Raw genomic sequence first — 26,989 nt, 5'->3', positions numbered from 1 at the left:
CAGTTTGGTGGTGAATGGGTCAACGCTTCCGAGGTATGGCGTTGGCAATCAGTGCCTTAGCTGCTCGTTTTGCGATTTGCGCGGTTTCTGAATTTTCAGAGACTTGGACGGTTACCGTCGCCCCTTCCAGTAATAGCGCTAATTCTTCTGCCAGCCCTTTGGGGTTTGAGGCTCCCGCTTGTTTGCACAGCTCTTGGATATACCCTTTCACCAGTTTTTTATATTCTTTGCATATTTGGCGAATGGGTGTGTCTGTGTCTGAATATTCACCAATGGTATTGATGAACAAACACCCGTAAAAATTATTTTGCTGGAACCATCGTTGTGCAAAATCGAAAATGGCGAGCAGGCGTGCTCTTGGTGTCTTTCCTCCAGTTTCCACCCGTCGCATAAATTCATTCCGAGCCAGCCCGTCGTAATGTCGTAAAACAGCGAGGACCAGCTCTTCTTTCGAACGAAAATGGGCATACAGCGTTTTCTTCGTGACTCCGGATTGTTCCACGATCAAATCAATTCCGGTGGCATGAATCCCATTCTCAGCAAATAGCTCGAGTGCGGTGTTGATTAATTGCTCCCTCTTTGAGAGGCCGTTGGGTTTTTGCTTCATGAATCGATATGACTGTGTCTAGCCGCGATCTTCATTGATTTTGTCTGCATTTTTTCGTGTTTTCATGATGGTACGTAAAATACCTTTTAAAAACAATATTATTGGACGAGTATAGTCATACGATGAAAAACTTTCCTGATGTTGTAACAAAACCGTTCCTTGTCCGACTAATATTGAAAGTATACAGATCTGTATATATAATTTATTCACGTTCGCTTACAAGGAGGTTCATCATGAGGATGATACCAAAGTCAATTGTTTCAGCACTTGCTCTTGTTCTCGCTATGGTTGCCACGCCGGTTTTTGCGCTGGACTTTATGAACAGTACTCCGGGGATCAGCGGGTATGACCCAGTGTCTTACTTCGTGGATGGTAAGCCCATGAAAGGCAGCGGATATCATGTCGCTGAATTCGACGGTGTCACCTATGTCTTTGCCAACGAAGACCATAAAGAGATGTTCGAGTCCAATCCGGAAAAGTATGTGCCGGCTTACGGTGGATACTGTGCGTATGGTGTGGCAGTTGGAAAGAAGATTGTGTCTGATCCTGAGGCCTGGAAAATTGTTGATGGCAAACTGTATCTGAATTTAGATCAGGATATCCAAAGCAAATGGCTCAAGGATATTTCTGGCTATATCGAACAGTCTGAGGCGAACTGGAAAGACATCAAAGGGAAAGCCCCATCGGCCTTGTGAGAAGTGTGAGGGGAGAGGTCTGTCGTGAGTCACAGGCGCAGGCCTCACATTTTTGAGAGACAACATAAATAAAGGAGACATGGATGAAACAAGTGTTGATTTTTGGCATGGTTCTACTTTTAGGGTTGGGAAGTTGGACAGGATGGGCGATGACCGATGCTGAAAGGCCATATGCCTCAAACATCGACTCGAAAACCGGGGACATTCATGTTCCTGAGGGATATACCTTGTGGCCGGTGCTTGGGACATGGTCGCATGCGAAGACGGAAGGGGATTCGGGTATACAAGAACACCATGTGGTGTATACGCAACCTGAAACGATTCAGCATTACCAAGAAACCGGCGAGTTCCCTGACGGAGCCGTCTTGGTGAAAGAACTGTTGAATACGAAGACCATGGCTATGACGACTGGACCTGCTGTAGGACATGCCACCACAATCAAGGGGTGGTTTGTGCTGGTCAGAGACACGAAGGGGCGCTTTCCTTCATCAAGCTTATGGGGTGATGGATGGGGATGGTCGTTTTTTGATGCGGAAGATTCCATGCACACGGAATCAAAAGATTACAAGAATGACTGTCTCCCATGCCATACGCCAGCCAGGCAATTGGCGCCCAAAGAGGCAGTTGATGCTGATAAATGGATCTACTCGTTCGGATATCCTGTGCTTCAGAACAAGTCATGATCAATGATAGATGGGGAAATCTCTAACATCTTGAGTCGGCATCTTCGGCAGGTAGTGACGTCTGGTCACTGCCTGCCAACCCCATCATCTTACCCTCCCGAAGAGCGATTCAGCAGAAGTCTTCATCCTCACTTTTTACAATGTCGCATATAGCAATAGTATGGAAAACTGCCCTTTTGCATTGAGAAAGAAAAGACGGTAAAATACTTACACATGAAAATATGTAACGATTCATATCTATACGTCGTCATCATCAAAAGATCAAACCGAATAGACGCTAGAAGTTTTATTTAGGGGTACAGTAAAGTCGTGGTCATATCATTCCCAACAATCGCCAGTTGTGTATTTGCTGCGTATCTCTTTGGCGGGACGGATCTCGAGGATCATAGTTACGAACCAATTCCCAATCCATCATCAGAATGCACATTTTCTGCCTGGGTTAACGAGGGAGAGTTTCATCTTGAGAGAGACGGCCATGAAGTCTTTATCGCTCTTCCAATTCATCGAGGCTGGTACCGGTTTCAATACGATTGGGGCCAAGATCAAGCCTACATGTCAGTGCCTGGCGAAACGAGGTGGTATCCAATTCCTGTTCGCATGGGTTCCGATGAATTTTACTAGTTATCTGCTCATGTAACTGATTGGGGTCAGACTCGAATTAATGTGTCGAGCAGGTCATCACAGGGGATGAGTCCGGCATGCTTAGAATGTGCAAGACGCCTGTGGGAAGAGGTGATGTATCGAGGGAGGGAATGCCAATGCGATAGTCATGATGGATCATGGCGAGAAGGACTTTTATCCTTTTTATCCTGTCGGTCATGCATTTTCCCAAATAGATACCCGGCGATCGCTCCCATGATTCCTATAGAGGCGGTCAGTTGTTGTTCAACGTCTGCAAGTACAACAATCGCGATGGTGCCGAAGATGACAAAGACTAACCCGCTGGCATAAATGACATCTTGAGCCGTATAATCATTACTCTTACTGATTACAAACAACATGATCATGAGAGAGATCATGCCGGCTATGGCGACGCCAAGCGTCTGGTATAATCGGTTCTGTTCTTTGAGTTGATTGAATTCAAACGTATATCTGTCTGCTTCTGAAAAGATTTCCTGTGTAGGAGTTTCTTGGGGGACCGGATATTGAGCATCAATATCGATCCCGTTTCCCATTTCTTCTGCCAATACCGACCCTGTCCCCCACAACGCGTCGACGAAAAAAACAAAGCTACAGATCAGAATGTTCAAGAGCCGCCTGTTATCCTTTATCATACGTTATCATTCTTGAAGTATTTGGATAAGTTTGGAGTAATGTTGGATTTGTGAAAATTTTCTGGCTTTTCTTGCTGCATCGACTTTTTGTTCCAGAGAGGCGATCATGGTGCTTTTCTTTTGTAGCGTCCAGCTTCGTGTGTCATCTCGAAAGCGCCGATACACCGGCGGCTCCTGCATTTTTTGAATGATAGGCGCATTTTTTTGACTAGGGAGCTGGAATTTTCTCAGTTCTTCACTATTGGCCGGGATAGACAAGACGAGAAGTGATGTAAGAACAACTCCCGAACAACTGAGTCTTCCGATTGCTCCTCTGCCTTCTATCCAGCGATTCATTCGGCCCCTCTACACAAATAAAGATACAGGTGTACTTCCAACTTACTCATTTGTTCATAAAAAGGCAATACACCACTGCTTGTTCTTGAGTCGCCTTCCATTTCTGGATATCAATGAGACAGATACAATCTCATTGCACTAAATCCTTTTTGCTCTCTCCCGAGATACAGCAGCCGTTTGCCGGGTTCCTTCACTTGTCGTAACCAGTGTTTTACCCAATTTTTGGCTGGTTGAGGACTATCAACATATTTTAGCTGTAGGAGGGAAAGTCCAGCCTGTTCACTCGCTAATTTCAGTGAGGCTTCGGAAAAGTAAAACAAGTGTTCGAGTTCAGCCTTTGGATAGTTTTTAATGTCAGACGCGTACATGGGACGTTTTCTCCAGCATTCAACATTCGGCACTTCGATTGCGATGACCCCGCCTTTGTGTAACATCCCTTTCATCGTTTTCAGGATCTCACAGGGATCGGGTAAATGTTCAAACACATGCCAAAGACTAATCACGTCGAATTGTTTATTAGAAAAATCCAAGTCTTGCAGCCGACCAATAAAAATGTCAGTCATGCCCACTGTCGTTTTCGTATGTTGGGCATATTCATCGGAGAGCTCCGTTCCAGACCCCGAAAATCCTGCCTCTCTGGCCACGGCACAAAAATCGCCCATCCCACACCCTACGTCCAACAAGATCCCTGTGGTGACATACTGAAGAATGTCATTCAAACGTTCTTGATATAATTTCTTGAGATAGTACTTGTTGTGATGAAACCACGCGCTCGCAGGCCCATCTTGCAAAAGTCCGGGCCTTGTATACTGCGCTTTCAGGGCCTCAGGCCGTGGTTGAGGACTTAAGAAAATCACACGGCAGGTGTGACATTGAAAATAGTTAAAGTTGGGGGCTTCCGTCAGTTGAGTAAATTCACGGCTTCCACATACTGCACAGGCTTTAACGAGATCATGGTGTTTCTGTTGATGCATGTCTCTGTCTCTAGGGATTAACAAGGGATCGAAAAGGTTCGAGTACGCAATCGGTCTCCTCGTTCATACTTACATGGACAAAAAGGTGTATCCATAACTTTGCAGGATGATTGCTCAAACTCTTAAGCGTTCTTGTCTGGTTGTGTGGCTATGTTTGTGAGATAGTGATCGAGGTGCTTAGCAAATAACTGGCGGTTTCGTTGAGTCAACGCAGAGGGGCCACCCGTGTCGATTCCGCTTGCCCTGAGCGTATCCATAAAGTCTCGCATTGTTAGGCGAGCGCGTATGGTGTCGGCTGAATGCATCTCACCGCGAGGGTCAAGCGCATGTCCACCCTTGGCAATGACCTCAGCAGCAAGAGGAACGTCAGCGGTAATGACCAAATCGCCAGTTGCTAATCGTTTGACAATTTCGAAGTCAGCTACATCAAAACCATTGGCGACTTGAATGGCTGAAATATAGCGAGATGATGGCACTGAGAGGAGTTGGTTGGCGACCAATGTCACCGGTACCGCTGTCCGTTCAGCTGCACGAAATATGATTTCCTTGATTACCTTGGGGCAGGCATCGGCATCAACCCAGATGGGCATGTGATGTTCTCATCGTTCATATCGGAGTGCATGGAGCTGTCGATGTACTATTCTTGACTGCTTTTGAGAATGAATAGACAGTAAGGCGTGAGCCGTATTCTTGTGTCGACAAATCAAGCCTACGTGGAGGGAGCAGAATAAGCAAGAGACAGGTAAGGCCAAGTCTGTCGGAAGGTGGGGCAGCCTTCGTTGTAGGTCATTATCAAAACATGACAATTCTCATGTACGCAGGTTCAATTATCGGAGACTTCAATTTTACTTCCATCGGCAGAGACATCAATGTCTATCGTGTTCTCGCCAATTTTCCCGACAAATTCATAGCCGACAACTTGCATGCTCGCTGAGTGACTAGCTTCGATGAAGGTTGGGGTAAATCCAGGAAGGTTTTTTTTAATGGCCTTCATGACGGCTCCAGGAACCATATCTCGTTTGAATTCTATTTCGATTTCTTGCACTTCTCCGCTGGGATAGACGTCATACTCAAGCTTCCGGCCATCTTTGAATGTGCCTTGAATTTCATAGACAAAACTTCCTCCAGGTTCGGTTTCCGTGTTCGCACTTTCAAAAGTGGCATCAGGGAATTGTTCTTGAGCCTTTTTCATAATGATTGCCGGTACGGCACTGAGTTCTATTGATGTTTCCACGCCAGCCCATGCCGGGAGAGGAAAGCTTGTTAACAGCATACCGATGGACAGAGGAACTGCTAAAGAAATGTTTCTCATGGGTGTTATAGGCTCCGTTCACTTTTTCCCAGAATGAATTGGCAATAACTCAGCAATTTCTTTTCGTAAGACTTTCCAGAAGCCTTGCAGGTTGGCATATTTATTATTGACCTGCTCTAAATACTCTTCGAGATGATCGATGGCTTCATGCTGTTCAGCCTCTCGTTCCTTTTTCAATTGCTGTTTAAGCTGAAGCAGCGTATCTTCGAGTTCATCGACCTTTTGTTCTAAGGCTTGTTTTCGGGTTGCAATCGTATTCAACATCCAATCCTCCTTATGTGTAGTTACCAACCAAAAGCCTGACTCGCGCCGATTAAACTTAGCGGAAACAGGAAGAAGACGCCTAGAATATACAAGGCGACGTAGAGTTTTTTTCGCATGGCCAGTTCAGCCATTTTTTCAGCAGCGTGGATCGGGATGTCTCGCAAAAATGGGATGCCATAAATAAAGATGACTCCAGCGATATTATAAATGAAGTGGATTAAGGCTATCTGCAGCGCGAAAATCGCATTGGCTCCAGTGACGGCCGTGGCCGCCAATAAGGCCGTGATGCATGTGCCGATATTGGCCCCTAAGGTGAAGGGATAGATTTGCCGGAGGCTAAATATTCCGCTGCCGGCTAATGGTACAATGAGGCTTGTGGTCGTCGACGAAGATTGGACGAGCACCGTGACGGCAGTTCCCGTCGCGATACCGGAGACTGGACCGCGACCGATGGCGCCGTGCAGAATTTCTTTCGCGCGTCCGACCATCAAGACCTTCAAGAGTTTACCAATCGCGGAAATAACGAAGAAAATCATCACAATGCCGAAGGTAATCAGCAGAACGCCTGCAATCACTTCCGATAACCCAATCCCCCCGAATGCGCTCTGGGCCGCTTGGATAGGCGGTTTGACGAGGGGCTTAATGAAGTTTAGCCCTTTCATGGACATGGAGTCCCCACCAATCATCAGATTCGAGAGCATAGCCCCCGTTTTATGAAGTATCCCAAACATGATTTCTAAAGGCAAAAAAATTACCACACTGATGACATTAAAAAAGTCGTGAATCGTCGCGGCGGCAAAGGCCCGTTTAAATTCCGCGCCTTCTTTGACGTGCCCCAGGCTGACAATGGTATTTGTGATTGTGGTGCCAATATTCGCTCCCATGACCATTGGAATTGCAATGGTCACCGGTAAGCCGCCAGCCACCAGACCGACGATGATGGATGTCACGGTGCTGGAGGATTGAATGAGGGCTGTTGCGACTGTGCCGATGACAAGAGCAGTGAGCGGGTTGCTGGCGAAGGAGAACAGTTCTTTGGCTTCGCCGCCGGTTGCGGTTTTAAATCCACTTCCAATCATGCCGACGGCTACGAGTAAGAGATATACAAGGAAGGTCACCATGAGCCATTGTTGGTAATTGGCCGATGTTGTTGTGGGATGTTGTTCGTAGGTTGTCGAGATGGACATAAGGCTTCTCCTGGTGGTTATCCGCTTAGGAATGCAGGCGGTACACAAAGTATTACCGAATTGTGATTCGTGCAGGATCGTAAATGGACAGTGTTAAGAACGTGTTACGAATGCGTGTGAATTATGTTAATAGTGAGTTTTATGATCACAGAGGGTCGTCACGCTTGTTTGGGGATGCGGAATCCATGGGGAGAGTTTCAATAGGCGTTGCTGACGAAAATTTGCGGGAGCGGTGTATGGACTATCAACAACTCTTTTCTGACATAGCGAGTAAATTGCCTAACATTGATGATCTCGGCAACGTCGCCTCATACATACCTGAATTGCAAAATGTCGATCCGAAGAAGTTCGGTATTCATCTCACCACGATTGATCGGCAGGATTATAGTTTTGGCGATTCCAACGAAAAGTTTTCTATTCAAAGCATCGCGAAAGTCTTAGCCCTGGCCTTAGCCTTTGAATTAGAAGATGACCAACTCTGGGATCGAGTCGGAGTCGAACCTTCGGGGAGTCCATTTAATTCCTTGGTGCAATTGGAATATGAAAAAGGTATTCCGCGTAATCCATTCATCAATGCCGGGGCCTTAGTGATCTGCGATATTCTTGTGAGTCGTTTGCGCAATCCTCAAAAAGATTTCCTTGAATTCACACAAAACATTTGCGGAAACCCTGCCATTGAGTATTGTCCGAGAATTGCTGAATCGGAAAGACGCACAAGTTATCGAAACGCCGCGCACCTCAATTTAATGAAGGCTTATGGCAACATTCAGAATGATATAGAGGCTGTGTTAGATTTTTATTGTCATCTGTGTTCCATTGAAATGACGTGTAAAGAATTAGCGCAGGGCTATGTGTTTCTCGCCGCCAATGGGGTGAACCCGCTCACCAATGAACGCGTGCTGCGTGGGAGCAAAACCAAACGTATCAACGCCATCATGCAGCTCTGTGGGTTTTACGATGAAGCCGGGGAGTTTGCGTTCAAAGTAGGCTTGCCGGGAAAAAGTGGAGTGGGTGGGGGAATAATCGCTATTTACCCAGGACATTACAGCATTGCTTTGTGGAGTCCCAAGTTGAATAAAAAAGGGAACTCCTATCGGGGCATGCAAATTCTTGAGTATTTCACGACTCGAACCAAGTCATCCATATTTTGACGTGTCTTATGCGCGAGGATGGGGCTTGGGTTTCGTTTTCGCGTCTTGTCCATTCAACGTTGCTTTAGATAGCCATATGTGACTCGCAAGTTTTTGTTGCTATCTTGTTTCTTTTCTTTCCAAGAACAACCGCCGTTTCTATTCATAAGGTCAATACAAAACAGGAACCCTGGCACGACTCGTTGACTCGAGTGCTGGAGGGGCGTAGACTCGAACTGTTCACAGAAATCAGCCAGGGCTAAGCCATGGAGTGACTGGCGTGAACATACAACATCGATCATCAAGACTTCCTGAAAGAGCCCTGCGGGCGAGCCTGTGCCTGGAGGGCTTTTGTGTGTTGTGCGCAAGCAGAGAGGGGCAACTGAGTCCGGTCTGGAGAGATGAAGGAATTTCTCTTTCTCTCAGGCCGTGCGAGTCGTTCTCTTTTGAGTGGGAGTACATACAAAGGGGGTGCTGTCATGATCAATACAAAATTCTTAAGGAGAACCCTTGTTGTCGGGATCGTGTTCGTTGTGTTAGTGGGCTGTTCCTCAGGAACAAAAGAGGCCAATGTCGGGGCCTGTGTAGCCCCAGAGGTGGTTGCAGATTATGTCCATACCATCATTGAAGCGGACCGGACCCTATATGCATCCCTCGTGGTGGAAAGGATGCGGCATTATGGGAAAGACTTGGTGGCAGAAGACTGGGCCCAAAAGAACAAGCTTCCCCTGCCAGCACAAATGCTACAGTTTGCAGGATTGGAGGTCGAACGCAAGGGGGTTGGCTTGAAGTACCGGCTCGCGAGTCTGTGGCCCGTCGATAAGACCAATGGGCCGGCCAATGACCGTGAACGGACTGGGTTGCAGACGGTCTCGGATGATCCGGGCACCGTGCATACGAGTATGCTCAAAAGACCAACAGGTCCCGTTTTTAAAGCGATCTATGCTGATAAAGCGGTCTCTGAAACGTGTGTAACCTGTCACAATAAACATCCACTCAGTCCAAGGACGAACTACAAGCTTAACGATGTTATGGGGGGAATCATTATTGAATTTCCTCTGAAATCATCGTAGGTCTGGACCTGCGTTGAGGTTCCAAAAAATCAGAAGCTGGGGTTGTTCTATGAGCCACAAACCCAACCGAACTGTGGCCATGTTCGCACAGTCCTACTCGTTTAACACGAGAGTCTGCTCGGGGATGCGTATTGTAATGCTGCTATTTATGTGTGGGCAATGTGGATGAATGAGCGTGAGTTTTTACGCTCTTTCCCAGAGTCCTGGCATCCGCTTTGACTATAGGACGAAAGGTGACGAACTTTAATGGTTTCTGATCAGGTGAAAGTTTTCAATTAAAGTACATACGCATGTCTGACCCCACTTCCTGGTGTCTGTGTCTCGTCTGGTGACAAGTCCCGTCTCGATATATCCTATCACCTGATACCGCAAGAGGGGTAGAATGATTCTAGAAAGCTTATGACACATCAAACGATTCCTGTCATCAATCTACAACCGCTAGACATCGGTGGTACGCAACGCCAAAACACGGTTAGGCAGGTTGGTGAGGCCTGTTGTAATTGGGGGTTTTTTCAGATTATTGGGCACGGGGTGCCTGATGATCTAATTGCGTGCGTATGGCGCGAGACCAAGGGGTTTTTTGCGTTGCCCACTTCCGTAAAAAATGCTGCGGTACGCACAAGGGAGAATGCACGAGGCTGGTATAACCGTGAATTGACCAAAAACTCTCGTGACATGAAGGAGGTGTTTGATTTTGGGTACAAACCCTATCCAGAGCTTCCTGATGAGGATTCCTCAAATTGGACGCGTGATGGATACAATCAATGGCCAGACTTAGGGCAATGCGCTGACTTTCAATCAACGATGTGGGAGTATTTTCAGGCGTGTGAGCGCATCGCGTTTGCATTGCTGGAAGTGATAGGGGAGGGGCTTGGTGTCGCTCCTGGTAGTTTGGCCCAAGACTTTCTTGATACGCACACGAGTTTCCTCCGACTCAACTATTTCCCCAAGCACGATCCTATACACCTAGGTCAGCAAGCCTCAGCAGCGGGGCATCTTGGTATTCATCATCATACGGATGCTGGCGCGCTGACTGTGTTAGTTCAAGACAATGTCGGTGGTCTTCAGGTCTGCCTTAATAATGAATGGATTCCGGTCGATCCGGTGGACGGTGCACTGGTGATTAACATTGGGGACATGGTGCAAGTTTGGAGTAATGATCGCTATCAGGCCCCGCTTCATCGTGTGCTCGCCAGTGAAAATCGCGACCGATATAGCCTGCCGTTTTTCTTTAACCCTTCTTACGACGCCAAGTATGCTCCGCTTGATGTATTAATAAATGAAGCATCCCCTCCAAAGTATCGACCGATTAATTGGGGAGAGTTTCGATGGCAGAGGCAGCAGGGCGACTATGCAAATTACGGCCAGGAAAACCAGATTGCCGACTATCGAATTCCTCACGTTTCTGAAAGTCAGAGACGAAGGTGGGACGAGAGCTCATAATACAGATCCTCAGGTTGGTCTACGATGAATGAAAAAGAAGGAATAGCAGCCTTATTTCTTTTTCACTCTGCCTTCTTTGTCAGATAATCCCCAAGGATGCCTCGGCTATGTTCATCATCATGACAGTACACGCACAGGTTTTCCCAATTAGACCCGTTGGCAGGATTGTTGTGGTGATTTCCATCTTTATGATGCACGGTTAGGAGATGTTGATTCGTACTGTCGAACTCTCTTGCGCATTTCGCACAGATGAGACCATGAATCTTTAATGACTGTTCACGATAGTTGGTCGTACGTGCGTTTTGCTGCCGTAGTTCTTTGACGACTTCGTCAACAGGCTTACCTGATTCAACCTTTTGGAGCCGTCGAAGTTTATGGCGCCCCCTGTATTGGTCTCCCATGGTTTGTGCCCTCCTAAGACAATCGCAATCCGAGCTTTCTGGCAGTTCCATATTGTCGTACCATTGCACGGGACACCCATAGGTATGCGTGCCCCGAATGAACAAGTCTTTGTGAATTATTTTAATGCCTCAAGGGTCGTACGAAGTTCCTGCAATTCTGTCTTAAATAACGCAAGATGTTCATCACGTTGAGGTTGCGTCTCTTTAAATTTCCATACTCGCTTAAAGACAGACCACAGCTCCTTGTTATGCGTGACTGCGAGGTCGTACGTGGCTGTCTCCCGTTTGGCCTTGTCTACACAGCATAAGGTTTCGTCGAAGGCGTGAAATTGATTGTGCAAGTCGTCTAAGGCTTGGTCATTCCCTTTTCCGCCTTTTGCTGCATCCGCACTCGCTTCCATCATGGTTATGAGATTTAAAAGCGTATCCACACTGGTTGTTCCCTTTGCTTTCTGTGCGAATTCATCAGCATGTGGATAGAAGAGATAGCTGCATCCACTGAGTCCGGTGAGCAAGATTGCTGCAGCCAAGATTTTGATGATGTTTTGCATGAATACCTCCACTGTTAAGAATGTGTATGACAGGAATTGCGGGTGGTTGTGTTGATAGACAATGTCTCTTTACACCGGGTTGACGACTCGTATATTTATCGTAACGAGATTGGCTCGACGAGACAACCTCCTTGAAATGCAACATTCGGCTTCGATTCTGGCTTGCGTTTCTCACGGAAGGATAAGTTTGGAAGGGTGAGTGTCCAACTGTCTGACTTCAATGAACTCCTAGACTGATTTGTCATCATGCTCCAACGATTTATGAAAATGAAGCAGAAACGTACAGAGATATCCTCAGTGATTGACAAGCCGAACTTTACTCTATACTGCTAATACTTGACTGGTGAACATTGGAGGTTAGTGTTATTGATCTCCCATGTGTTGACGGCAATGAGGTGAAGTGTTCACTGAGCCTGTCATAATCCCAGAAAAGCTTGCTTCCATTTTGGAGTTTGTCTCTGTAGATAGAGCCACGCAACGTATCTGTGGCTCAAATTTGGTGAACTGAAAGGTCATATGGCAACGATCGAACCATCTATCCAAGGACAATCTGGGAGGCCTCGGAGTCAAAACACGACGACTCCCCCTAAACGAGACCTTCTCGTCGTGGCCGCGAAACGCTTGTTTCATCGTCAAGCGATTCGTCATCTCACCAATATGTTGAGTCGTTTGCATGCAGCCGACACAGCATATGTCATCCAACATATTGATTCACCTGAAGGTCGACGAACGACCTTTGATTGCCTTCCCAACGATGAGTTTCGAGGCCATGTATTAAGCGAGCTCGATTCAGAGACCAGATCGCAAATATTAGACAATCTCTCGTCTTCCAGACTCACACACATTCTGGAGTACTTAGGACCGGATGACGTGGCAGATATCCTCGGGGATCTTCCGGAGGAACGAAAAACCCAAGTCCTGGCATTGATGAAGCATGAAGATTCAACGGAAGTCAAAGATCTCATGCAGTATGAGGAAGGAACGGCTGGGAGCATCATGACGACGGAAGTGTTTTCACTTCCTCAGGACATGACCGCAACAGAAACTATTCTTCGCCTTCAAGAAGCCACTGAGGCTGAAACGGTCTTTTACATTTACGTGACGGATAACGACGATCGGTTAGCGGGTGTGTTGTCTTTGCGGAGATTGCTAACCGTCCCGCCCTCAACACCCCTTGATGCGATCATGACTCGTCATACGGTGAGTGTGACGCCAGAAACGGATCAAGAAGAAGTGGCACGTTTGGTGGCTGCGTATAATCTGTTGGCCATTCCCGTCGTGGATCATGCGAAAGCGTTGCTTGGAATCATTACGGTTGATGATGTGGTCGATGTGATCCGGGAAGAAGCTGTGGAAGATATGTTAATCATGGCTGGTGCGCCTGACGAAGGAGCGTTTCTGCATTCGTCTGTTCCGAGCGCAGCGCGAGCACGATTCCCATGGTTATTCACGAACCTACTCGGGACATTTTTTTCTGGAGCGCTGCTCTGGTATTTCCGGTTTACGCTCCAAGAAGCCGTGGCATTGGTGAGTTTTATCCCGGTCATTTCAGCTATGGGCGGCAATGTAGGCCTGCAGTCTTCAATGTTGGTGATCAGGGCCTTAGCAACGGGTCAGATTGGGCAAGGCGATCTTTGGCGTGTCTGGAAGCATGAGTTGGCCATTGGGCTTCTGCTTGGCGTGATTTCTGGAGGGTTGGTCATGGCTGTAGGATGGGCCTGGCAAGGGCACTATATGCTGGGAATTGTTGTTGGCGTTTCATTGTTAATGGCGTTCATCGTCTCTACCAGTTTTGCTTCAATGTTACCAATTCTTTTTAATCGGATGAAGATTGATCCAGCTGTCGCGGCAGGTCCGCTCGTATCGACGGCCATGGATATTGTTGGAATTGCCATTTATTTAACCTTGGCAACTGCTCTTCTCACCTATCTTGTTTGAACCCCGCTTTATTGATGTGTGCAGACTTCGTATCCAAAACAACAGCAATCGGTATTGCATCCTTGAACTTCTAAAAAGGAGTCGGGGGTGTGTACTTTACGTGAAGAGTTCTCGGTAAAGAGCGAAATGGGTTTGTTTTATGAGAAGCCATTGAACGTTGTGTCGGTTCTGTGTGTACTCATGATTGGTAGGTGCCTGGACAATCGGAGTACATCAACGACAGGTTCGATCTGCTCTGCTTTTCGTTCACGGTACTCTGGAGTTGAAAAGGTATGATGTCAGACTGTAAGAGTCCGAGCAAGACGCCTTCATCATTGCTCACGGGATACAGCGGCGTATTGGATTTGATACATCACTTCTTTTTCATGTTCTTCGCTAATTCTTGCGTTGTCGAGGCAAATCTTCCTGTTCGCTAGGCGTTTCGTTGCATGAAATCTGGCATCTCAGTTCCTTCTTACCTCATAATCTACTTTGCTTTATTTACTGCTGGTACGGTCGTTGCATTAATTATGTATCAAGTTCATAACGTGTAGGGTTTTATATACACGGTTGAACCGCAGTGTTGACGAAATGGCTGCGTGATTGCTGATGAATAGTACCTGAGTTGCCTGTAAGACAATAATTTAAGGTATCGCGGATATGTTGATTCGTATCTACTTCGCGCACTTGCTCATTGTCGCAGGAATGTGTCTGTATTGCCTTGCTCGATCACGTTGCATGTTGAAGAAGTGTGATTGGCTCTGTCTTGATGGTGGTTCATCCTGTGATTGTACACGTCTCGCTCAAACGAATGATGAAAGGCTGGCCATGCCAATTGGCCAACTGGCTTGAGGGGCAAGATGACGTCGAGATTCGTCAGGGTGCAGATGCTGGGCAAGCGAATGACTCTGTTGATTGGCACGATCAGCGTGTTTCTTCCGTACAACTATTGAAAGTTCTTCTTGTTCCATGTTTTGTGCTCCTTTCCATGGTCTTTATGTTCTCTGAAGCCCACACCCTTCCGCAGTTCACGAGGCAATATGAGCTGAAATGCAGCAAGTGTCATCTCGCGCCTCCCACCCTGAATTTTGCAGGCCGGAGGTTTTTGCAGAATGGATACCGATTCTTTAGGGAAGAGCGGGATGACAAGACGATCAAGGATTTAATAAAGTTGGATCGCACTATTCCACTGGGAGCGTGGTTTTCCTCTCAACCATATGAGAGGAAAAACGGAGTGACCCGTATTCGGCCGTTTAATGATGCCCGGCTCTATCTTGGTGGAGGCTTGTACCGTGATGTTTCGGCTTTTATGCGCTTGGACCTTGATCAAGCAAAGGACTATCGATTTGGTTCTCAACTTGCCACGCTCAGTTATAATCCAACTGATCTCTTGAACGCGCATGTGTCTTGGACGAGTGTGACCTTCCATGATATCAATGATACGCTGCATAGCTCGCGTCAATTGACATTGATGCCTAATGCAGTGCTGCGCCAGTCGTTCGGCGGCGCGGATAATGGTGGGTCCATCGCTTCTCCACGTCAGGGGCTCCATTTTTCAGGTTGGCTTACGGATCAGGTGTTTTATACGCTCGGGTATACCGGCAATGCCGATGATTTCAATATCGGAGAACTCTCAACCCTCTCAGGACGTCTTGCTTTTGAAATTCTCCCGGTCTCAGGCTATGACTCATTTGCAATCTCCGTCGGAGCATTTGGAATGCATGGGTTCAACAAGGATTCGAAACGTCGGGAGTTCGATCGCCTCATCGGTGATGTACAGATGGATATTCCATTGATTCATGCTCCTGCCCCAGGCGTCATTCGTCTAATGGGAGCCTACTTGCTGGCGAAAGATGATCGTGAGCTTGGCGGATCGGTACACAATCGCGCCTGGTATGTGCAAGCGCTGTTTGCCGCAATGTCAAAGGGAGACCCAACATGGGTGCCGGTCGTTCGGTTCGACGAGTACACGCAGAATGACGGGCGCGATCGGTTCAGGGAATTGACCCTCAATCTCACATATTATTTCGTAGAAAATTTTCGAGCTCATCTTGAGCATTGGAGGCAGATCGATGTCCCTGCTGGTTCAGCAACAGACCGAAATGTGATTCTTCGATTTGTCTACTTGTACTAACTTATGAAGCTGCACCTTTTCAGCGTCGCCATGCTCGTAGCCGTTCTGCCAATGTCCGTGAGCATGACTCCGACGGACTCCATGGATCCGACGAATCAGTGGGACGATAATACCCCGGTCTTTCAAGTCTTAAAAGAGTTAGGCGAGCCGATGCCTGCGCACTATCGTCCGCAGCATGACGCGCAAGTGGTGAAGCAAGGGGAAGAACTTGTCAAATATGGTGTGACGCAAGGACCTGATGGTGCGACAACAAACCTGCAGTCTCAATTTTTTGTGTGCATCGATTGTCACAACGTAAGTCGAGAAGATCCCGATCTCAAAAAAAGTGATCCGGAGGCTCGGTTGGATTTTGCTATTCAACATAAGCGCCGTTTCTTGCCGGGAACGACGTTCTATGGAATCGTGAATCGAACGTCATGGTACAATGGCGATTATCAAAGGAAGTATGGAGCCTTGGCGACCACGGCCCATAAAAATTTGGAAAATGCGATACAGCTTTGTGCTACGAAGTGTGCGATGGGGAGAGAACTCGAAGATTGGGAACTCGAAGCCGTCCTGGCATATTTCTGGTCACTCGAATTACGGCTCAAAGACTTGAACCTATCCGAGTCAGACTGGAAGAAACTACGATTGACACCACGCCTGCCGCACAACAATCAACGTCTGATCTCGTGGATAAAAGGATTGTATTTGAACGCATCCCCAGCAACGTTTTCCAAGCCTCCAGTGATTCGTACGGCCACGGGCCACTATGTTCCCGATATCGAAAAGGGAAAAGCCATTTATGTTCTGAGTTGTATGAGTTGTCATAAAAATGGTGGGATCACAGCGTTCACGCTTGAAAATTCTGCAGTGTCGTATCGACTCATGAGTGAGCACACTGATTTTGGAGCAAATTTTTCAGTGTATAATGCGGTCAGAAACGGAATCAAAGCGAGTCCAGGCAAAGGCTACATGCCGAATTTCCCGTTAGAGCGTATCAGCGATCGCCAGTTAAAGGATTTGCTGGCCTTCATCAACTATCAAGCGACACACGACCAACTGACACTTGAGCCGTTCAACGATTGGATCCATTGAGCACGCGTGTCAACGAGATCGAAAATGTTCATGGTATGTTTGGCGAAGTACTTGTAAGTCTTAGGTGAATTTTCGTGGGCCCTGGATTGTCCCTCATGGCATTAATCAACCCGGCCTCAATGAAGTCGTTGCGAGTGGCGCCAGGCGATAAATGTGAAGCATAGACGGTTTGCAGCGCCATCATGTCGAGTTCCGTTAATCGTCCGCTATTCTGCCCAGAGTAGACTCCCAGGCCGCCGCTCATTAAGGAATTGTGTGCTCCGCCGATTCCATTCGCCTGAATGTGGCACATGCCTAAAATACCATGTCCGATCACATCATGCGCATACGCTTGCGGGGTTTGATCGTCTGGTTGAACCGCGCGGCTGGACTTCAAAACTCCAGGTGTTTGCCACTCATGGTGCGTACATCCGACATTTGATACACAGCCAAAGAATATAGGATTCGGATGAGTCATTGAGATGACTCGGAAGTCCCCAGTTGGGGGTTCGTGTTCTTCGGTTATGTGAAGCGAGGTGGTAATTACACCATTTGTGGCTAGAGTAATTTGTTTGAGTGTTGAGCGAATCTGATGGCGTTTGTCCTTCGAGACAGTGGTCGAAACAATTACATTGATGGCGCTTCCCCTAGGAAATCCGGTCCATCGCTCGTGAGTTGGGCAAGCCCCTGCTCCAAGTGGACCAGACCCGAATATGAGGGCCTCGATCACGTCACGATCATGGTCATTGATAGCGGGTTCAGATAAAATTGCCGTTGCCCCGCAAACGACAATGCCGCCGGCAATGAACAGGGACCTGATTGTTTGCAGGAAATAATCGGTCGCATGAGATAGATAATTCATACGATTCATTTGTGTACAGGCGTACATTAACTAAATCTTAGAGCAAGATCGTATCTAAGCAAAGCCGGGTCAGAACGAACAACGCATGTCAAGGTTGGGAGTGTCCTTTTGGCATTCATGAGTTCCCTCCCACTCATAATTCACGGAAGCGAGATAGCTGAGGCATGCGTCATGTCGATGGAGGTCATGGAACAATGGTGAAGGAAAGATTTTTATGAACGCCGACTTTTGGAACGACAGATGGCAACGCAATCAGATTGGTTTCCACAATAGCGATGTCCACTCGTTGTTGACTCGCTATTGGCCGATGCTGGAATTCGCGAACGACGCCCGGGTGCTGGTCCCACTGGCAGGCAAATCGCTCGACGTATGCTGGCTGTTAGAACAGGGGCATGCTGTCACTGCCGTGGAATTAAACAAGTTAGCGGTTGAAACGTTTTTTGCTGAACAGCAGTGGCCTGCAACCATCACTCACGGCGCGCAGCATGCCATCTTCCATTACAAGACACTCGAATTCTGGGTGGGTGATTTTTTTGCTATCAAGAACGAGGATGTTCCGGCCTTTGATGGCGTGTACGACCGCGCGGCACTGATCGCACTCCCACCCGAAATGCGTCGTGGTTATGTCGATACGATGAGTGCCTTATTGAAGCCCGGCTCGAAATATCTGCTGATTAGCCTGGAATATCCTGATGACATGCTGGACGGACCTCCCTTTGCAATCGATGGCGACGAGATTACCAGACTGTTTCATCCCGCATTTTCCATACACTGTCATGGGAAACACTCATCAGAAGTGAAGGGGCAACGCTGTCTCGAAGCCGTGTACACCTTGCAACGTTTGGAGGTATAACGTGCATTGACGTGTATGTTTAGCAGGTTCTATAAAGACTGACTGACTCCTGAAGCGCACCTGAATGTACGCTGAAAGTGTAAGAAGTATCGAGAGGGGATTCGTGGACTGATGAAAGGGCTAATAGGTGAGTCAACAATAGGCTCGTATTCTCTCTCGATGACTATGTGTCTTTCTGTGATATGTTTTTTGGTCTTCCCTCTTTGCTTTGATACACTCCCAACTACAGCCGAATGCATCTGATTCATATATCATCAGGGAGGTTGATCATGTATCTATCTCGCGTCGGAATCCTTACATTTTTGAGCCTACTCATGCTTACTGCCGCACACGTTGGTGCGGTGTCAATTGCACCAACTGATCTCGATCCCCTCACCTTAGGTGCCAGAATCGTCGGACCCGTTGGGCCAACGGTGGACACTTCTCTCGTTAATGCCGCCGGAGAGAGTGTTGGAGACTTGCAAGGCAGTGTCTCATGTCCTACAGGGTTCGCGGCATGCGTCCCGCCGGTCAATCCTGCGGGAACAATTTATACGTATGTGCACGAGGTGACGCCAGGCGTAGATTTCCCAAACGATCCTCCTTTTCCCCAACCGGCCGTTGTTGTGCCATTTGAAGATGTCATGGAATTTAGCCTGGGCTTCCCTGCCGAAGGGTTTAATGGAGAAGCAGGTTTCAGTTTCTCCGACACTGAAACGGCACTGGAGACAGGCGGGGAGTTCAGCGTCGAACTCCTTTCTGATAATAGCCTGCAATGGACTGCGAATGGCGTCGGTTGGGGGACGGGGGAGACAATTGCGTTCTTTTGGCAAACGACTCAGCCGCCTAGCGGGCCGGGTGGGGTGTATGTGGCCAGCAATGGGATCACTTCGGGCATTGGAGCAGGGCCGCTGCCAACGCCTGCGCCTGCTCCCATACCGGAACCGGCGACATTTGGTCTTATGTTACTAGGCAGCGTTGCGCTACTCATCGGTCGACGGGTATTGAGACGCGAATAATTTTGCAGCCCATATTCTAAAACGAGGAGTCCTACCGTCTATCGTCCCCTTATTCAACAGGAGGTGCGTAGGATAGTAGTTCAGGTATTTCGATCTGAAAGAATTAAGGTCAAGTTTTGTGTCAGTTAATTGAAACAGAGAATATTAAAGGAGAAACTGTTTGCCTTGGAGAAATGTTAATCGCTTCAATTTTGCTTCGGTGGTAGGTTCGCAAGTAATGCACGAAGCCTCCGATGATCACATTTGGGCAATCCAACACCTTGGTGACGACTCTTTGCCCCCCAAGACGATAGCTACTTTCAAGCAGCCTCAGGTATTCAGCTTCCAAGTATCACAGGTGATGCCAAATAACTTCCCAATGTCACTGGTTTTTTTCGAGGAACCTGTGTCTAATTAGGCAACGCAAGGCTTGATCTCACTCACCCTTTTCCCTCACTTCGCTTGCGCTCGAATTTAATTTACCTTGCCGAGTTAGGCAAAGGCTCTATATTATAAATGGTGAAGGGATTGGATGGGGAATGGTGTTCTCGCACGTAGAGCCGCTTGGCTATTACTATAAGGAGGTTGCCATGAAACGATTGTTGGGGATATTAGCCATCGCTATATGTTTGATGTTTGTCGGAATGAATGCCTCAGCTGGCATGGGTAAAAAATCGGTGCCTGCTCTTCAGGCGGCAGCCGAGTCAGGAGCCGCAGGTCATAATGCTGAAGGCATAAAGCATTACGAGAAAGGGCATTGGGAAAAAGCGCATGAGCATTTTATGGAGGCTGCCAAAGCTGATCCAAAATCGGCTGAAGCTCATTATAATTTAGCCCTTACATTGGATAATATGGGAGATCACAAAGCTGCTACGCAGCATTTTCAAGACGCGTACGATCTGGGGAAAGATAATCCAGACATCCAGAATTCAGGAATTCTCAAAGCTCATCTCAAAATGAAATAATGGAAGAAGCCAAGGGTTGTGCTGAAACCTGTAGCTTGGTGGTTTCTTGTTACTCATTTTGACAATCAAAAATTCCTTGAGAGTTCTTGAAACGTAAGTTTTCGATACCGAAAACCACAGGCTAGGACTGAATTGATCAAAGTTTTCCCTATATCATTCCCAGCCAATTCCTTCTTTTTACATTCTGAGTTTATTCCCAGATAAAGTAGGATCAAATTTTTCTTGACAAGTTATTTTCCTATCTTTCGGTTCTTCCCTTGGTGTAAGCCCTAGGCCTGCAGAATGCCAAGGGGCGAGTCGTTGGTTTTTGTAAGTGTACCCATCAGACTGTAGCGGATCTTCTGCCATCAGCAACGGTGTGTCTAAATCTAAGATCTCGATCCCGCCTAGGCCAAGCACGAGCGAGAAGGAACAACCCATGGCAAGCCTTGTCTCGATCATGCCGCCAATCATGAGGGGTATATTGCTCGCTCGACATAGGGATGCGATTTCTATCGTAGGAAGTAGCCCGCTTTTGGTGATTTTCAGGTTGATCAGATTGGCTGCTTGTTCTTGAATGACTTGTCGGGCATCTTCAACGGTGAACACTGACTCGTCAGCTGCAATCGAAATGGATGTGTGCTTTGTGATGTCTGTCATGCCAGCCACATCATAGCGATCGACGGGTTGTTCGAACGCAATGACTGTGGCACGCAGCCCTTCCAGTGTTTTCGCGACGAGTCGTGCTTCTTCGACTGTGTAGCCTTGATTAGCATCAACGATTAACGAGATATCATCGAAGGCGTCATCAAAAGCCAAGAGTGTTGCAATGTCACTCTCGGCTTTTCCCCCAACTTTCAATTTGAATGTGCGAAACCCTTGCTGGTACCAGCCACGCGCGATCGCCACAGTGTCTGCTGCTGCTCGTATTGGAATGGTGATGTCTGTTTCAAATTCTCTTACAGCGGCACCACCCCACAATGCCCATAAGGGTATGCCGATCTCGCGGCATAAGGCGTCAATCACGGCTGTTTCCATGCCGCAACGCACTGATGGATGATGAGGAAGTGATGATTCGAGTTGAGCCGAGATTACACGATACTCCCGAACATCTAATCCGATGAGTTCACCGATCACAGTGTTTGCTTTGGTGAGACAGTTTTCTTGGGTCTCATTTGTCAGCGCAGGGAATGGAGCAATTTCTCCATATCCATGAGTGCCTGTCGTAAGGGTGATCTTAATGAAAATATTCTTGGCCACCGCCATCTCACCTTTGGAAATGGTAAATGGTTCGGTCATTGGAATATTCACGGCCCAAATCTGAATGTCGTTGATCTTCGTCTGTAAGGTCTTGCTCATGTTGGGTTCCATTATCTTTGGTCAATACGTATTATGGCATGCGTATCTTGACAGAGGGAGAAAAAAAGAGCTACTCAAAGGTAACTTATATTGTGTTTACGGATGTTGGAGGAATTCATTTCTGAAACCATCGTTTTGTCCTATTCTCTTCTTTCGGTAGGAGACTGTATTATGAAAATTATTACTCTACTGCTTCTTGTAGGATTAAGCCTCAGTGGATGTTTCACTCCAACTCCGGGTGAAAAAGCGTACAGTGCATGTTTAGACTCTGTTCCTGAAGATATTAAGCGGGCTGCGGAAGGTGAATTTGATCTGTATCACGAGACGACTCAAACGGCACTGACCAAAAGTAATCCCATCACTTCGATGGATACCACGATAAGTCAACCTTGGTGTTCTCCGGATTGTGAAGTGGCGCGTGAAGAACAACAACGAATCGTATCGGAATGTTATGACCAGTGGCAGAAGGTCCAGTCCTCTTTTTCGTCAGATATGGAAATGGTTCCTAGCGAACCGAAGTAGGGTCGGAATGCTGCATGCATGAATGAATGGCCTTCGGTCCAACCACGATTTGTGATAGCGGTGATGAGATTGTCTGTAATACTGAAACCTTCATAAGGAGAAGGAACATGGCATTGACCAAGCTTTCCTCAACTGAAATAGACTCCAAGCTTGCTGAACTTTCAGGGTGGAAACTTCAGGATAATAAATTGCGTCGGGAATTCAAATTTACTGATTTTGTTGAAGCCTTTGGATTTATGTCACGTGTGGCATTGCTTGCAGAAGCAGCTGGACATCATCCTGAGTGGTTCAATGTCTACAATACCGTCAAGATTGATTTGGCCACGCATGATGTCGGAGGAATTAGTGATGCGGATTTTGATCTTGCTGTGAAGATCAACCGACTCTGTGGCGAGTGAGGCTCGGCACAATTGCATGTACTACTTTGCCTATGGGTCCAATCTGTCAATCAGGCGATTGCGGCATCGATTGCCGTCGGCGTCTGTGGTATGTGTGGCGAGTCTGCCTGGGCATCGGTTGCTATTTCACAAAAAGAGTCAAGACGGATCGGCAAAGTGTGATGCCATGTATACGGGCGATGCAGACGATGTGGTCATTGGAGTCGTCTATGAGATTGAGACAGTGGAAAAGCCTCGATTGGATATCTTCGAAGAACGAGGATATGGCTATGAAGAAAAAACGGTGAAGGTGTCGACATCGCAAGGGCAACAGATTGACGCTATGACCTACTATGCGCTCGATATCGATTCGACGTTAGACCCCTATCATTGGTACAAAGAGCATGTCCTGCGTGGAGCACGAGAACATCAATTTCCGATAGCGTATTTGCAATGGCTTGAGCGTGTTCCGTCTATTCCCGATTCGAATCACGAACGGCATACTCGTGAATTGCAAATTTATCGTTATAGCGAAACCAAATAACTTACAGCCGAATGTACATCATGTACACAGCGCAAAAACACACGTCGGACAGACGGAAGCATATTGGAACGGCTATAATCAGAAAATCTGCAGATTGCCTTTCGATTCCCGTCGCGCCTTGTGTTAGGCGCTGCTTTCCTCTGGCGCAAGCCTACGTTTGTTGTTCATGCTTCCCTGCCATTGAGAACTGAAATAGTCATTTCAAGAATTCGCCCCATTGACGGATGAAGGTGAATTTTATGAAAAACTTATGGTTTTTTGAGATTTCTTTACTGAGTATTTATGAAGATAGATGGTTTGCTAATCGAATTCTTATGGCCTTTGGGAGTACAATATTCTATAGAAGGTAGGATTTGTCACAAAGCAAAGATCTACATGAGAGTCTGTATAACAAAGGAGTGATAGTCATGGCTCAGAAGAGAAAATTGAAAATGAGGCTCTTAGGGCTTGGGCTGTTGTTGCTGCTCCTGGTTCCGGTCGTGGGGTTTGGTCAAGTGAGTTTCACGCCTGTAACCATTCATATGGAGAGTTGGGCTCCCTACTATCGTCCTTTCGAGGCCACCATTCAATCCGGAACGCCAATTCATTGGAACAACCCCACGGGCTCATCACATAGTGTTCGTCATGATGGTTGTGACGAAGGAGGTCCGTGTCTCTTCGACTCGGGAGCTGTGCCGCCAAATGGCAGCTTTTCAATTCCGAGCCTCGCTCCGGGACACTATCCCTATCATTGTGAGTTGCATCCGATCATGCAGGGGCAATTGATCGTAGCAGGTCCCATTGAGTCCAACGCAGAGTCGGCCCAAGTGGCTCAACTGAAACAATGAACGAGGTGTTGTGAGGTCAAAGGGAAGTGTTGAATGTCCGTATGTATTTGAGTTGGCAGTTTTGAGGTAATGAGGGAAGAGACGCGGGATGTTACAAGAGGTGCTGTATCTGTTTCGATAGGTCTTAAAACAGTCGATCTCGGAATTTCAACCGATCCCAAAGTGTGACCTTGCGAAGCTGCGGAGAGTTCTTGTCCAGTCGATGCCGCTTCCCCCGACGTGTTTCAATCTCAATCGTGTCATCGTCAAAGACCTGTATCACTTTCCAAAACTTATTAATCGTGTAGGAATAGGTATCTCCGTGTTGGGCGGGGTACACTTCTTGGGCACGTGGACTGGGGTGGGACGAGGATTTTGTTTTCGTAAAGATAACAAAGTCCCCAACCTGTATTGTCATAAGTGGAATACTCCTTTCGAGAAGTCCGCGTTCATTGCTGTATTTTCCCTCTCTATCGTTACTGTATGTTCTTTTAGAGTATCATGTTATTCAAAATTTTCAAATTCCCGACTTGAGGCCAATGTGACGTTCGTTGGGTTGTGAATCTCCGGACTATATGGATTATGACGGTCGTGTGTTGATGGGTAATCCTATCTATGTCATGTTCGGCATTGGATCATGATCGGTCGTCAAGTTCACAATAGTATAGTCCAGTGAGGGCGTGTTGTTGCAGTATTGTCCTTTCAGGTCTGGACATTGTTTCTTTGTTGCCGAGCAAATTATCAACTAGTTTTATCGAGTTTTTTCTTTATACTAACAATAGTTTACTTGTAATTTTTCTGAGAATGGTTGAACGTATGTACTTCCGATTGCAGTTCTGTGGATTCGTCGCTGCCGTGTGTTTGAGCATTTCCTCTGGTTTGGCTTCAGAACGGGTAGACGACACTAGTATTGAAATTCCTGACGCTTCGGTCGATTCTCGACCTACTGTGCAGGAAGGGGAGCGTCCTGCGACTGTGGACGATGCTCGGATTGCAGTTGCGATCAAGAAGAAATTTGCGCGAGTTAGCCGGCGGCTGTTTGCGTCTATCGAGGTATCGGTCAAAGAAGGGGTGGCCACGCTCAAAGGAACGGCAGAGAGCTTGTGGGCACAAGAGCGGGCCGGTGAGCTGGCACAAGTGATTCGAGGTGTTCGTGGTGTGATTGATCGGATTTCTGTGGGGCCGGTGGGGAAGACCAAGGATTCGACGATCCAGGAACAGTTGGAGCATCAGTTTCTGGAAGATCCAGTCGTCGACCTGAAGGATCTTCACATCTCAGTCAAACGAGGCGTTGTGACGCTTAAGGGTCAGATGCAATCGTGGCAGGAGAAACAATCAGCCTTGAATGTCGCCAAAATGGTGAAAGGCGTTCAGGCTGTTCGAGATAAACTCACTGTGCATGTTGTTGAAGGTCGTGCGGATTCGGTCATTCGGAAAGAAATCCTGCGTCGCTATGAATTCGATGTGTGGGTTGAGAGGCCGCAATTTGTGAAGGTGAGCGTTCAGGATGGCGTGGTGACGTTGCGTGGCCGTGTTCGGAGTGTGTACGAAAAATATCGGGTGGCCGAGCTTGCCCGAGTGTCTGGCGTTCGTGACGTGCAAGCTGATGGAGTCGAAGTTCTAGAGGGCGCGTATGACGATCCGATGATTCGTTCGCATCGCCCAACGCCCACGGATGCCGATCTCACTGAGGCGATTCAACGTGTCTTGGCGTATGACCCTCGCCTTGCTTTATTCGATATTCGTATTTCCGTCAAACACGGAATCGTGACATTGACGGGGACCGTGCCGTTTCTTTCGATCAAACGAGAAGCGGAAGATGATGTCCACCATACCGTTGGTGTTCATGCCGTGAGAAATCAACTCACGGTGCAGACAAGCTCTTCTCCGAGCGATCAAGTCATTCGTGGTCAAATTCTCAATGCCTTTACACATGATCCGGTTTTGGCGAGGTTCTCCCTGTCGGTGGCTGTCCGAAAGGGAACGGCTCTTTTGACAGGAACGGTGGATTCGATTTACGAGCGTCATCGGGCAGAAAATGTGTCATCCCGTATCCGGGGTGTACATGCATTGCAGAATCAAATAGAATTTTCGACTCAAGAAGAAGAAAAAACGGATGGGGACATTCAACTGGACATTGAAAATCAGGTATGGTGGAACCCGTATCTTTCAGGGCAGGATATTGTGGCGACGGTACAGAATGGGACCGCAATCTTAAGTGGTTCAGTTGAGCATGCACCGCAGCGGGTGATTGCCGAACAGCAGGCGTTTGAAGCTGGAGCGTCGGCAGTCGAAAACCGATTGCACGTCAGGAAGCGGCCCTCCTTGCCAGAATCGTAATCTAGGAGAATGATTAGACAGACGAAGAGGTAAATTCTACATTGTCGCCATTTTCCAATATTATTTGGCCGTTTTGCTTTCAGTCACCTGTTCTGCCCAACCGTGAAGTTTTCCGTGAATTTTCAATAGTTGTAGGTGTCGCAAGCAAAAAAGACATGACCGTCTTGACTGACTCATAGCCCAAGCCGGACAACCCTGCGATGCAGGGTTTGTCTGCCAACCTCAAATTCATGGTTTTTGTATTGACTTTGTTCGCAACCGCCTGACAATGCGAGCTCCTCCCTCCTGTTGTGAACCCCTAACCTAAATCGATTGAACATGACAAAGGAAGAGTTGCCTGTCAGTTGAGTTGGGTTACCCGAAGAAAA

At 47.4% G+C, this 26,989-nt stretch carries 30 protein-coding genes; 17 read left to right on the top strand and 13 right to left on the bottom strand.

Features of this window, described 5'->3' with window-relative positions:
- Positions 1 to 19 precede the first annotated feature (19 nt).
- A complete protein-coding gene (locus ACWHX8_RS13675) occupies positions 20 to 607 on the bottom strand; it encodes a TetR/AcrR family transcriptional regulator (protein ID WP_447968683.1) in 588 nt (195 codons plus the stop codon).
- Between the two features lie 233 nt (positions 608 to 840).
- Here ACWHX8_RS13675 and ACWHX8_RS13670 point away from each other — a divergent pair, with 233 nt between their 5' ends.
- From ACWHX8_RS13670 to ACWHX8_RS13660, 3 genes are all read left to right on the top strand, one after another.
- Positions 841 to 1,302 (top strand): YHS domain-containing (seleno)protein, encoded by a 462-nt coding sequence (locus ACWHX8_RS13670; protein WP_447968682.1) that lies wholly within the window; start codon positions 841 to 843, stop codon positions 1,300 to 1,302.
- Between the two features lie 83 nt (positions 1,303 to 1,385).
- Positions 1,386 to 1,985 carry a cytochrome P460 family protein gene (locus ACWHX8_RS13665; protein ID WP_447968681.1) on the top strand — a complete coding sequence of 200 codons (600 nt, stop codon included), beginning with the start codon at positions 1,386 to 1,388 and terminating at the stop codon, positions 1,983 to 1,985.
- A 309-nt stretch (positions 1,986 to 2,294) separates the two neighbouring features.
- Complete coding sequence (locus ACWHX8_RS13660) at positions 2,295 to 2,606, top strand: hypothetical protein (RefSeq protein WP_447968680.1); 312 nt, start codon at positions 2,295 to 2,297, stop codon at positions 2,604 to 2,606.
- Between the two features lie 146 nt (positions 2,607 to 2,752).
- On the opposite strand, the gene ACWHX8_RS13655 is transcribed toward ACWHX8_RS13660, so the two are convergent.
- The 7 genes from ACWHX8_RS13655 to ACWHX8_RS13625 all read right to left on the bottom strand — a co-directional run bounded on the left by ACWHX8_RS13655 (position 2,753) and on the right by ACWHX8_RS13625 (position 7,332).
- Positions 2,753 to 3,259: a hypothetical protein gene (locus ACWHX8_RS13655; protein WP_447968679.1), complete on the bottom strand. Its 507-nt coding sequence runs from the start codon at positions 3,257 to 3,259 to the stop codon at positions 2,753 to 2,755.
- Positions 3,260 to 3,265: 6 nt separating this feature from the next.
- Positions 3,266 to 3,595, bottom strand: coding sequence for a hypothetical protein (locus ACWHX8_RS13650; protein WP_447968678.1), 330 nt, complete (start codon positions 3,593 to 3,595; stop codon positions 3,266 to 3,268).
- A 110-nt stretch (positions 3,596 to 3,705) separates the two neighbouring features.
- A complete protein-coding gene (locus tag ACWHX8_RS13645) occupies positions 3,706 to 4,569 on the bottom strand; it encodes a class I SAM-dependent methyltransferase (RefSeq protein ID WP_447968677.1) in 864 nt (287 codons plus the stop codon).
- A gap of 122 nt (positions 4,570 to 4,691) precedes the next feature.
- A complete protein-coding gene (locus ACWHX8_RS13640) occupies positions 4,692 to 5,159 on the bottom strand; it encodes a YaiI/YqxD family protein (RefSeq protein WP_447968676.1) in 468 nt (155 codons plus the stop codon).
- A 233-nt stretch (positions 5,160 to 5,392) separates the two neighbouring features.
- Positions 5,393 to 5,881, bottom strand: coding sequence for a hypothetical protein (locus tag ACWHX8_RS13635; RefSeq protein WP_447968675.1), 489 nt, complete (start codon positions 5,879 to 5,881; stop codon positions 5,393 to 5,395).
- Positions 5,882 to 5,899: 18 nt separating this feature from the next.
- Entirely contained in the window at positions 5,900 to 6,145 is a 246-nt protein-coding gene (locus ACWHX8_RS13630; protein ID WP_447968674.1) for a hypothetical protein, read from the bottom strand.
- 20 nt (positions 6,146 to 6,165) lie between these two features.
- The gene (locus tag ACWHX8_RS13625; protein WP_447968673.1) at positions 6,166 to 7,332 is read right to left on the bottom strand and encodes a Na/Pi symporter; all 1,167 of its coding nucleotides are present in this window, start codon (positions 7,330 to 7,332) and stop codon (positions 6,166 to 6,168) included.
- Positions 7,333 to 7,568: 236 nt separating this feature from the next.
- On the opposite strand from ACWHX8_RS13625, the gene ACWHX8_RS13620 reads away from it, so the two are divergent.
- From ACWHX8_RS13620 to ACWHX8_RS13610, 3 genes are all read left to right on the top strand, one after another.
- Complete coding sequence (locus tag ACWHX8_RS13620; RefSeq protein ID WP_447971915.1) at positions 7,569 to 8,483, top strand: glutaminase; 915 nt, start codon at positions 7,569 to 7,571, stop codon at positions 8,481 to 8,483.
- A gap of 458 nt (positions 8,484 to 8,941) precedes the next feature.
- Positions 8,942 to 9,535, top strand: coding sequence for a Tll0287-like domain-containing protein (locus ACWHX8_RS13615; protein WP_447968672.1), 594 nt, complete (start codon positions 8,942 to 8,944; stop codon positions 9,533 to 9,535).
- Between the two features lie 399 nt (positions 9,536 to 9,934).
- Complete coding sequence (locus ACWHX8_RS13610; RefSeq protein ID WP_447968671.1) at positions 9,935 to 10,978, top strand: isopenicillin N synthase family dioxygenase; 1,044 nt, start codon at positions 9,935 to 9,937, stop codon at positions 10,976 to 10,978.
- Positions 10,979 to 11,040: 62 nt separating this feature from the next.
- On the opposite strand, the gene ACWHX8_RS13605 is transcribed toward ACWHX8_RS13610, so the two are convergent.
- A complete protein-coding gene (locus tag ACWHX8_RS13605; protein WP_447968670.1) occupies positions 11,041 to 11,379 on the bottom strand; it encodes a YajD family HNH nuclease in 339 nt (112 codons plus the stop codon).
- A 116-nt stretch (positions 11,380 to 11,495) separates the two neighbouring features.
- Positions 11,496 to 11,930, bottom strand: coding sequence for a hypothetical protein (locus tag ACWHX8_RS13600; protein ID WP_447968669.1), 435 nt, complete (start codon positions 11,928 to 11,930; stop codon positions 11,496 to 11,498).
- A gap of 516 nt (positions 11,931 to 12,446) precedes the next feature.
- Between ACWHX8_RS13600 and mgtE the strand changes: the two genes are divergently transcribed.
- From mgtE to ACWHX8_RS13585, 3 genes are all read left to right on the top strand, one after another.
- Complete coding sequence (mgtE, locus tag ACWHX8_RS13595; protein ID WP_447968668.1) at positions 12,447 to 13,868, top strand: magnesium transporter; 1,422 nt, start codon at positions 12,447 to 12,449, stop codon at positions 13,866 to 13,868.
- 730 nt (positions 13,869 to 14,598) lie between these two features.
- A complete protein-coding gene (locus ACWHX8_RS13590; protein ID WP_447968667.1) occupies positions 14,599 to 15,981 on the top strand; it encodes a hypothetical protein in 1,383 nt (460 codons plus the stop codon).
- A gap of 3 nt (positions 15,982 to 15,984) precedes the next feature.
- Positions 15,985 to 17,058: a c-type cytochrome gene (locus ACWHX8_RS13585; protein ID WP_447968666.1), complete on the top strand. Its 1,074-nt coding sequence runs from the start codon at positions 15,985 to 15,987 to the stop codon at positions 17,056 to 17,058.
- A 28-nt stretch (positions 17,059 to 17,086) separates the two neighbouring features.
- Here the strand turns inward: ACWHX8_RS13585 and ACWHX8_RS13580 are convergent, their stop codons facing one another.
- Positions 17,087 to 17,899: a hypothetical protein gene (locus ACWHX8_RS13580; RefSeq protein ID WP_447968665.1), complete on the bottom strand. Its 813-nt coding sequence runs from the start codon at positions 17,897 to 17,899 to the stop codon at positions 17,087 to 17,089.
- 214 nt (positions 17,900 to 18,113) lie between these two features.
- On the opposite strand from ACWHX8_RS13580, the gene ACWHX8_RS13575 reads away from it, so the two are divergent.
- The 3 genes from ACWHX8_RS13575 to ACWHX8_RS13565 all read left to right on the top strand — a co-directional run bounded on the left by ACWHX8_RS13575 (position 18,114) and on the right by ACWHX8_RS13565 (position 20,694).
- Positions 18,114 to 18,752 (top strand): thiopurine S-methyltransferase, encoded by a 639-nt coding sequence (locus ACWHX8_RS13575; RefSeq protein ID WP_447968664.1) that lies wholly within the window; start codon positions 18,114 to 18,116, stop codon positions 18,750 to 18,752.
- A 269-nt stretch (positions 18,753 to 19,021) separates the two neighbouring features.
- Positions 19,022 to 19,750, top strand: a complete 729-nt coding sequence (locus tag ACWHX8_RS13570; protein WP_447968663.1) for a PEP-CTERM sorting domain-containing protein — start codon at positions 19,022 to 19,024, stop codon at positions 19,748 to 19,750.
- 569 nt (positions 19,751 to 20,319) lie between these two features.
- Positions 20,320 to 20,694: a tetratricopeptide repeat protein gene (locus tag ACWHX8_RS13565; protein WP_447968662.1), complete on the top strand. Its 375-nt coding sequence runs from the start codon at positions 20,320 to 20,322 to the stop codon at positions 20,692 to 20,694.
- Positions 20,695 to 20,871: 177 nt separating this feature from the next.
- Here ACWHX8_RS13565 and ACWHX8_RS13560 read toward each other — a convergent pair whose 3' ends face one another.
- The gene (locus tag ACWHX8_RS13560) at positions 20,872 to 22,032 is read right to left on the bottom strand and encodes a mandelate racemase/muconate lactonizing enzyme family protein (RefSeq protein ID WP_447968661.1); all 1,161 of its coding nucleotides are present in this window, start codon (positions 22,030 to 22,032) and stop codon (positions 20,872 to 20,874) included.
- Between the two features lie 171 nt (positions 22,033 to 22,203).
- On the opposite strand from ACWHX8_RS13560, the gene ACWHX8_RS13555 reads away from it, so the two are divergent.
- From ACWHX8_RS13555 to ACWHX8_RS13540, 4 genes are all read left to right on the top strand, one after another.
- Complete coding sequence (locus ACWHX8_RS13555) at positions 22,204 to 22,554, top strand: hypothetical protein (protein WP_447968660.1); 351 nt, start codon at positions 22,204 to 22,206, stop codon at positions 22,552 to 22,554.
- 107 nt (positions 22,555 to 22,661) lie between these two features.
- A complete protein-coding gene (locus ACWHX8_RS13550) occupies positions 22,662 to 22,952 on the top strand; it encodes a 4a-hydroxytetrahydrobiopterin dehydratase (RefSeq protein ID WP_447968659.1) in 291 nt (96 codons plus the stop codon).
- 16 nt (positions 22,953 to 22,968) lie between these two features.
- On the top strand, positions 22,969 to 23,475 hold the full coding sequence (locus ACWHX8_RS13545; protein WP_447968658.1) for a gamma-glutamylcyclotransferase family protein: 507 nt from the start codon (positions 22,969 to 22,971) through the stop codon (positions 23,473 to 23,475).
- Positions 23,476 to 23,882: 407 nt separating this feature from the next.
- Positions 23,883 to 24,302 (top strand): cupredoxin domain-containing protein, encoded by a 420-nt coding sequence (locus ACWHX8_RS13540; RefSeq protein WP_447968657.1) that lies wholly within the window; start codon positions 23,883 to 23,885, stop codon positions 24,300 to 24,302.
- A 124-nt stretch (positions 24,303 to 24,426) separates the two neighbouring features.
- On the opposite strand, the gene ACWHX8_RS13535 is transcribed toward ACWHX8_RS13540, so the two are convergent.
- A complete protein-coding gene (locus ACWHX8_RS13535) occupies positions 24,427 to 24,699 on the bottom strand; it encodes a hypothetical protein (RefSeq protein ID WP_447968656.1) in 273 nt (90 codons plus the stop codon).
- Positions 24,700 to 25,097: 398 nt separating this feature from the next.
- On the opposite strand from ACWHX8_RS13535, the gene ACWHX8_RS13530 reads away from it, so the two are divergent.
- Complete coding sequence (locus ACWHX8_RS13530; protein WP_447968655.1) at positions 25,098 to 26,621, top strand: BON domain-containing protein; 1,524 nt, start codon at positions 25,098 to 25,100, stop codon at positions 26,619 to 26,621.
- Positions 26,622 to 26,989: the final 368 nt, after the last annotated feature.

Source organism: Nitrospira sp. M1, from assembly GCF_965152605.1.
This window is presented reverse-complemented; position numbering and strand designations above follow the sequence as displayed.

Bases quoted from the DNA above. Each gene is read 5' to 3' on its own strand.
- ACWHX8_RS13565 (WP_447968662.1), top strand. From the start codon at position 20,320: ATGAAACGATTGTTGGGGATATTAGCCATCGCTATATGTTTGATGTTT.
- mgtE (WP_447968668.1), top strand. From the start codon at position 12,447: ATGGCAACGATCGAACCATCTATCCAAGGACAATCTGGGAGGCCTCGG.
- ACWHX8_RS13665 (WP_447968681.1), top strand. From the start codon at position 1,386: ATGAAACAAGTGTTGATTTTTGGCATGGTTCTACTTTTAGGGTTGGGA.
- ACWHX8_RS13555 (WP_447968660.1), top strand. From the start codon at position 22,204: ATGAAAATTATTACTCTACTGCTTCTTGTAGGATTAAGCCTCAGTGGA.
- ACWHX8_RS13645 (WP_447968677.1), bottom strand. From the start codon at position 4,569: ATGCATCAACAGAAACACCATGATCTCGTTAAAGCCTGTGCAGTATGT.
- ACWHX8_RS13620 (WP_447971915.1), top strand. From the start codon at position 7,569: ATGGACTATCAACAACTCTTTTCTGACATAGCGAGTAAATTGCCTAAC.
- ACWHX8_RS13610 (WP_447968671.1), top strand. From the start codon at position 9,935: ATGACACATCAAACGATTCCTGTCATCAATCTACAACCGCTAGACATC.
- ACWHX8_RS13575 (WP_447968664.1), top strand. From the start codon at position 18,114: ATGAACGCCGACTTTTGGAACGACAGATGGCAACGCAATCAGATTGGT.
- ACWHX8_RS13570 (WP_447968663.1), top strand. From the start codon at position 19,022: ATGTATCTATCTCGCGTCGGAATCCTTACATTTTTGAGCCTACTCATG.
- ACWHX8_RS13535 (WP_447968656.1), bottom strand. From the start codon at position 24,699: ATGACAATACAGGTTGGGGACTTTGTTATCTTTACGAAAACAAAATCC.
- ACWHX8_RS13655 (WP_447968679.1), bottom strand. From the start codon at position 3,259: ATGATAAAGGATAACAGGCGGCTCTTGAACATTCTGATCTGTAGCTTT.
- ACWHX8_RS13625 (WP_447968673.1), bottom strand. From the start codon at position 7,332: ATGTCCATCTCGACAACCTACGAACAACATCCCACAACAACATCGGCC.
- ACWHX8_RS13550 (WP_447968659.1), top strand. From the start codon at position 22,662: ATGGCATTGACCAAGCTTTCCTCAACTGAAATAGACTCCAAGCTTGCT.
- ACWHX8_RS13540 (WP_447968657.1), top strand. From the start codon at position 23,883: ATGGCTCAGAAGAGAAAATTGAAAATGAGGCTCTTAGGGCTTGGGCTG.
- ACWHX8_RS13675 (WP_447968683.1), bottom strand. From the start codon at position 607: ATGAAGCAAAAACCCAACGGCCTCTCAAAGAGGGAGCAATTAATCAAC.
- ACWHX8_RS13640 (WP_447968676.1), bottom strand. From the start codon at position 5,159: ATGCCCATCTGGGTTGATGCCGATGCCTGCCCCAAGGTAATCAAGGAA.
- ACWHX8_RS13630 (WP_447968674.1), bottom strand. From the start codon at position 6,145: ATGTTGAATACGATTGCAACCCGAAAACAAGCCTTAGAACAAAAGGTC.
- ACWHX8_RS13585 (WP_447968666.1), top strand. From the start codon at position 15,985: ATGAAGCTGCACCTTTTCAGCGTCGCCATGCTCGTAGCCGTTCTGCCA.
- ACWHX8_RS13650 (WP_447968678.1), bottom strand. From the start codon at position 3,595: ATGAATCGCTGGATAGAAGGCAGAGGAGCAATCGGAAGACTCAGTTGT.
- ACWHX8_RS13615 (WP_447968672.1), top strand. From the start codon at position 8,942: ATGATCAATACAAAATTCTTAAGGAGAACCCTTGTTGTCGGGATCGTG.
- ACWHX8_RS13545 (WP_447968658.1), top strand. From the start codon at position 22,969: ATGTACTACTTTGCCTATGGGTCCAATCTGTCAATCAGGCGATTGCGG.
- ACWHX8_RS13530 (WP_447968655.1), top strand. From the start codon at position 25,098: ATGTACTTCCGATTGCAGTTCTGTGGATTCGTCGCTGCCGTGTGTTTG.
- ACWHX8_RS13670 (WP_447968682.1), top strand. From the start codon at position 841: ATGAGGATGATACCAAAGTCAATTGTTTCAGCACTTGCTCTTGTTCTC.
- ACWHX8_RS13580 (WP_447968665.1), bottom strand. From the start codon at position 17,899: ATGAATTATCTATCTCATGCGACCGATTATTTCCTGCAAACAATCAGG.
- ACWHX8_RS13600 (WP_447968669.1), bottom strand. From the start codon at position 11,930: ATGCAAAACATCATCAAAATCTTGGCTGCAGCAATCTTGCTCACCGGA.
- ACWHX8_RS13605 (WP_447968670.1), bottom strand. From the start codon at position 11,379: ATGGGAGACCAATACAGGGGGCGCCATAAACTTCGACGGCTCCAAAAG.
- ACWHX8_RS13560 (WP_447968661.1), bottom strand. From the start codon at position 22,032: ATGAGCAAGACCTTACAGACGAAGATCAACGACATTCAGATTTGGGCC.
- ACWHX8_RS13635 (WP_447968675.1), bottom strand. From the start codon at position 5,881: ATGAGAAACATTTCTTTAGCAGTTCCTCTGTCCATCGGTATGCTGTTA.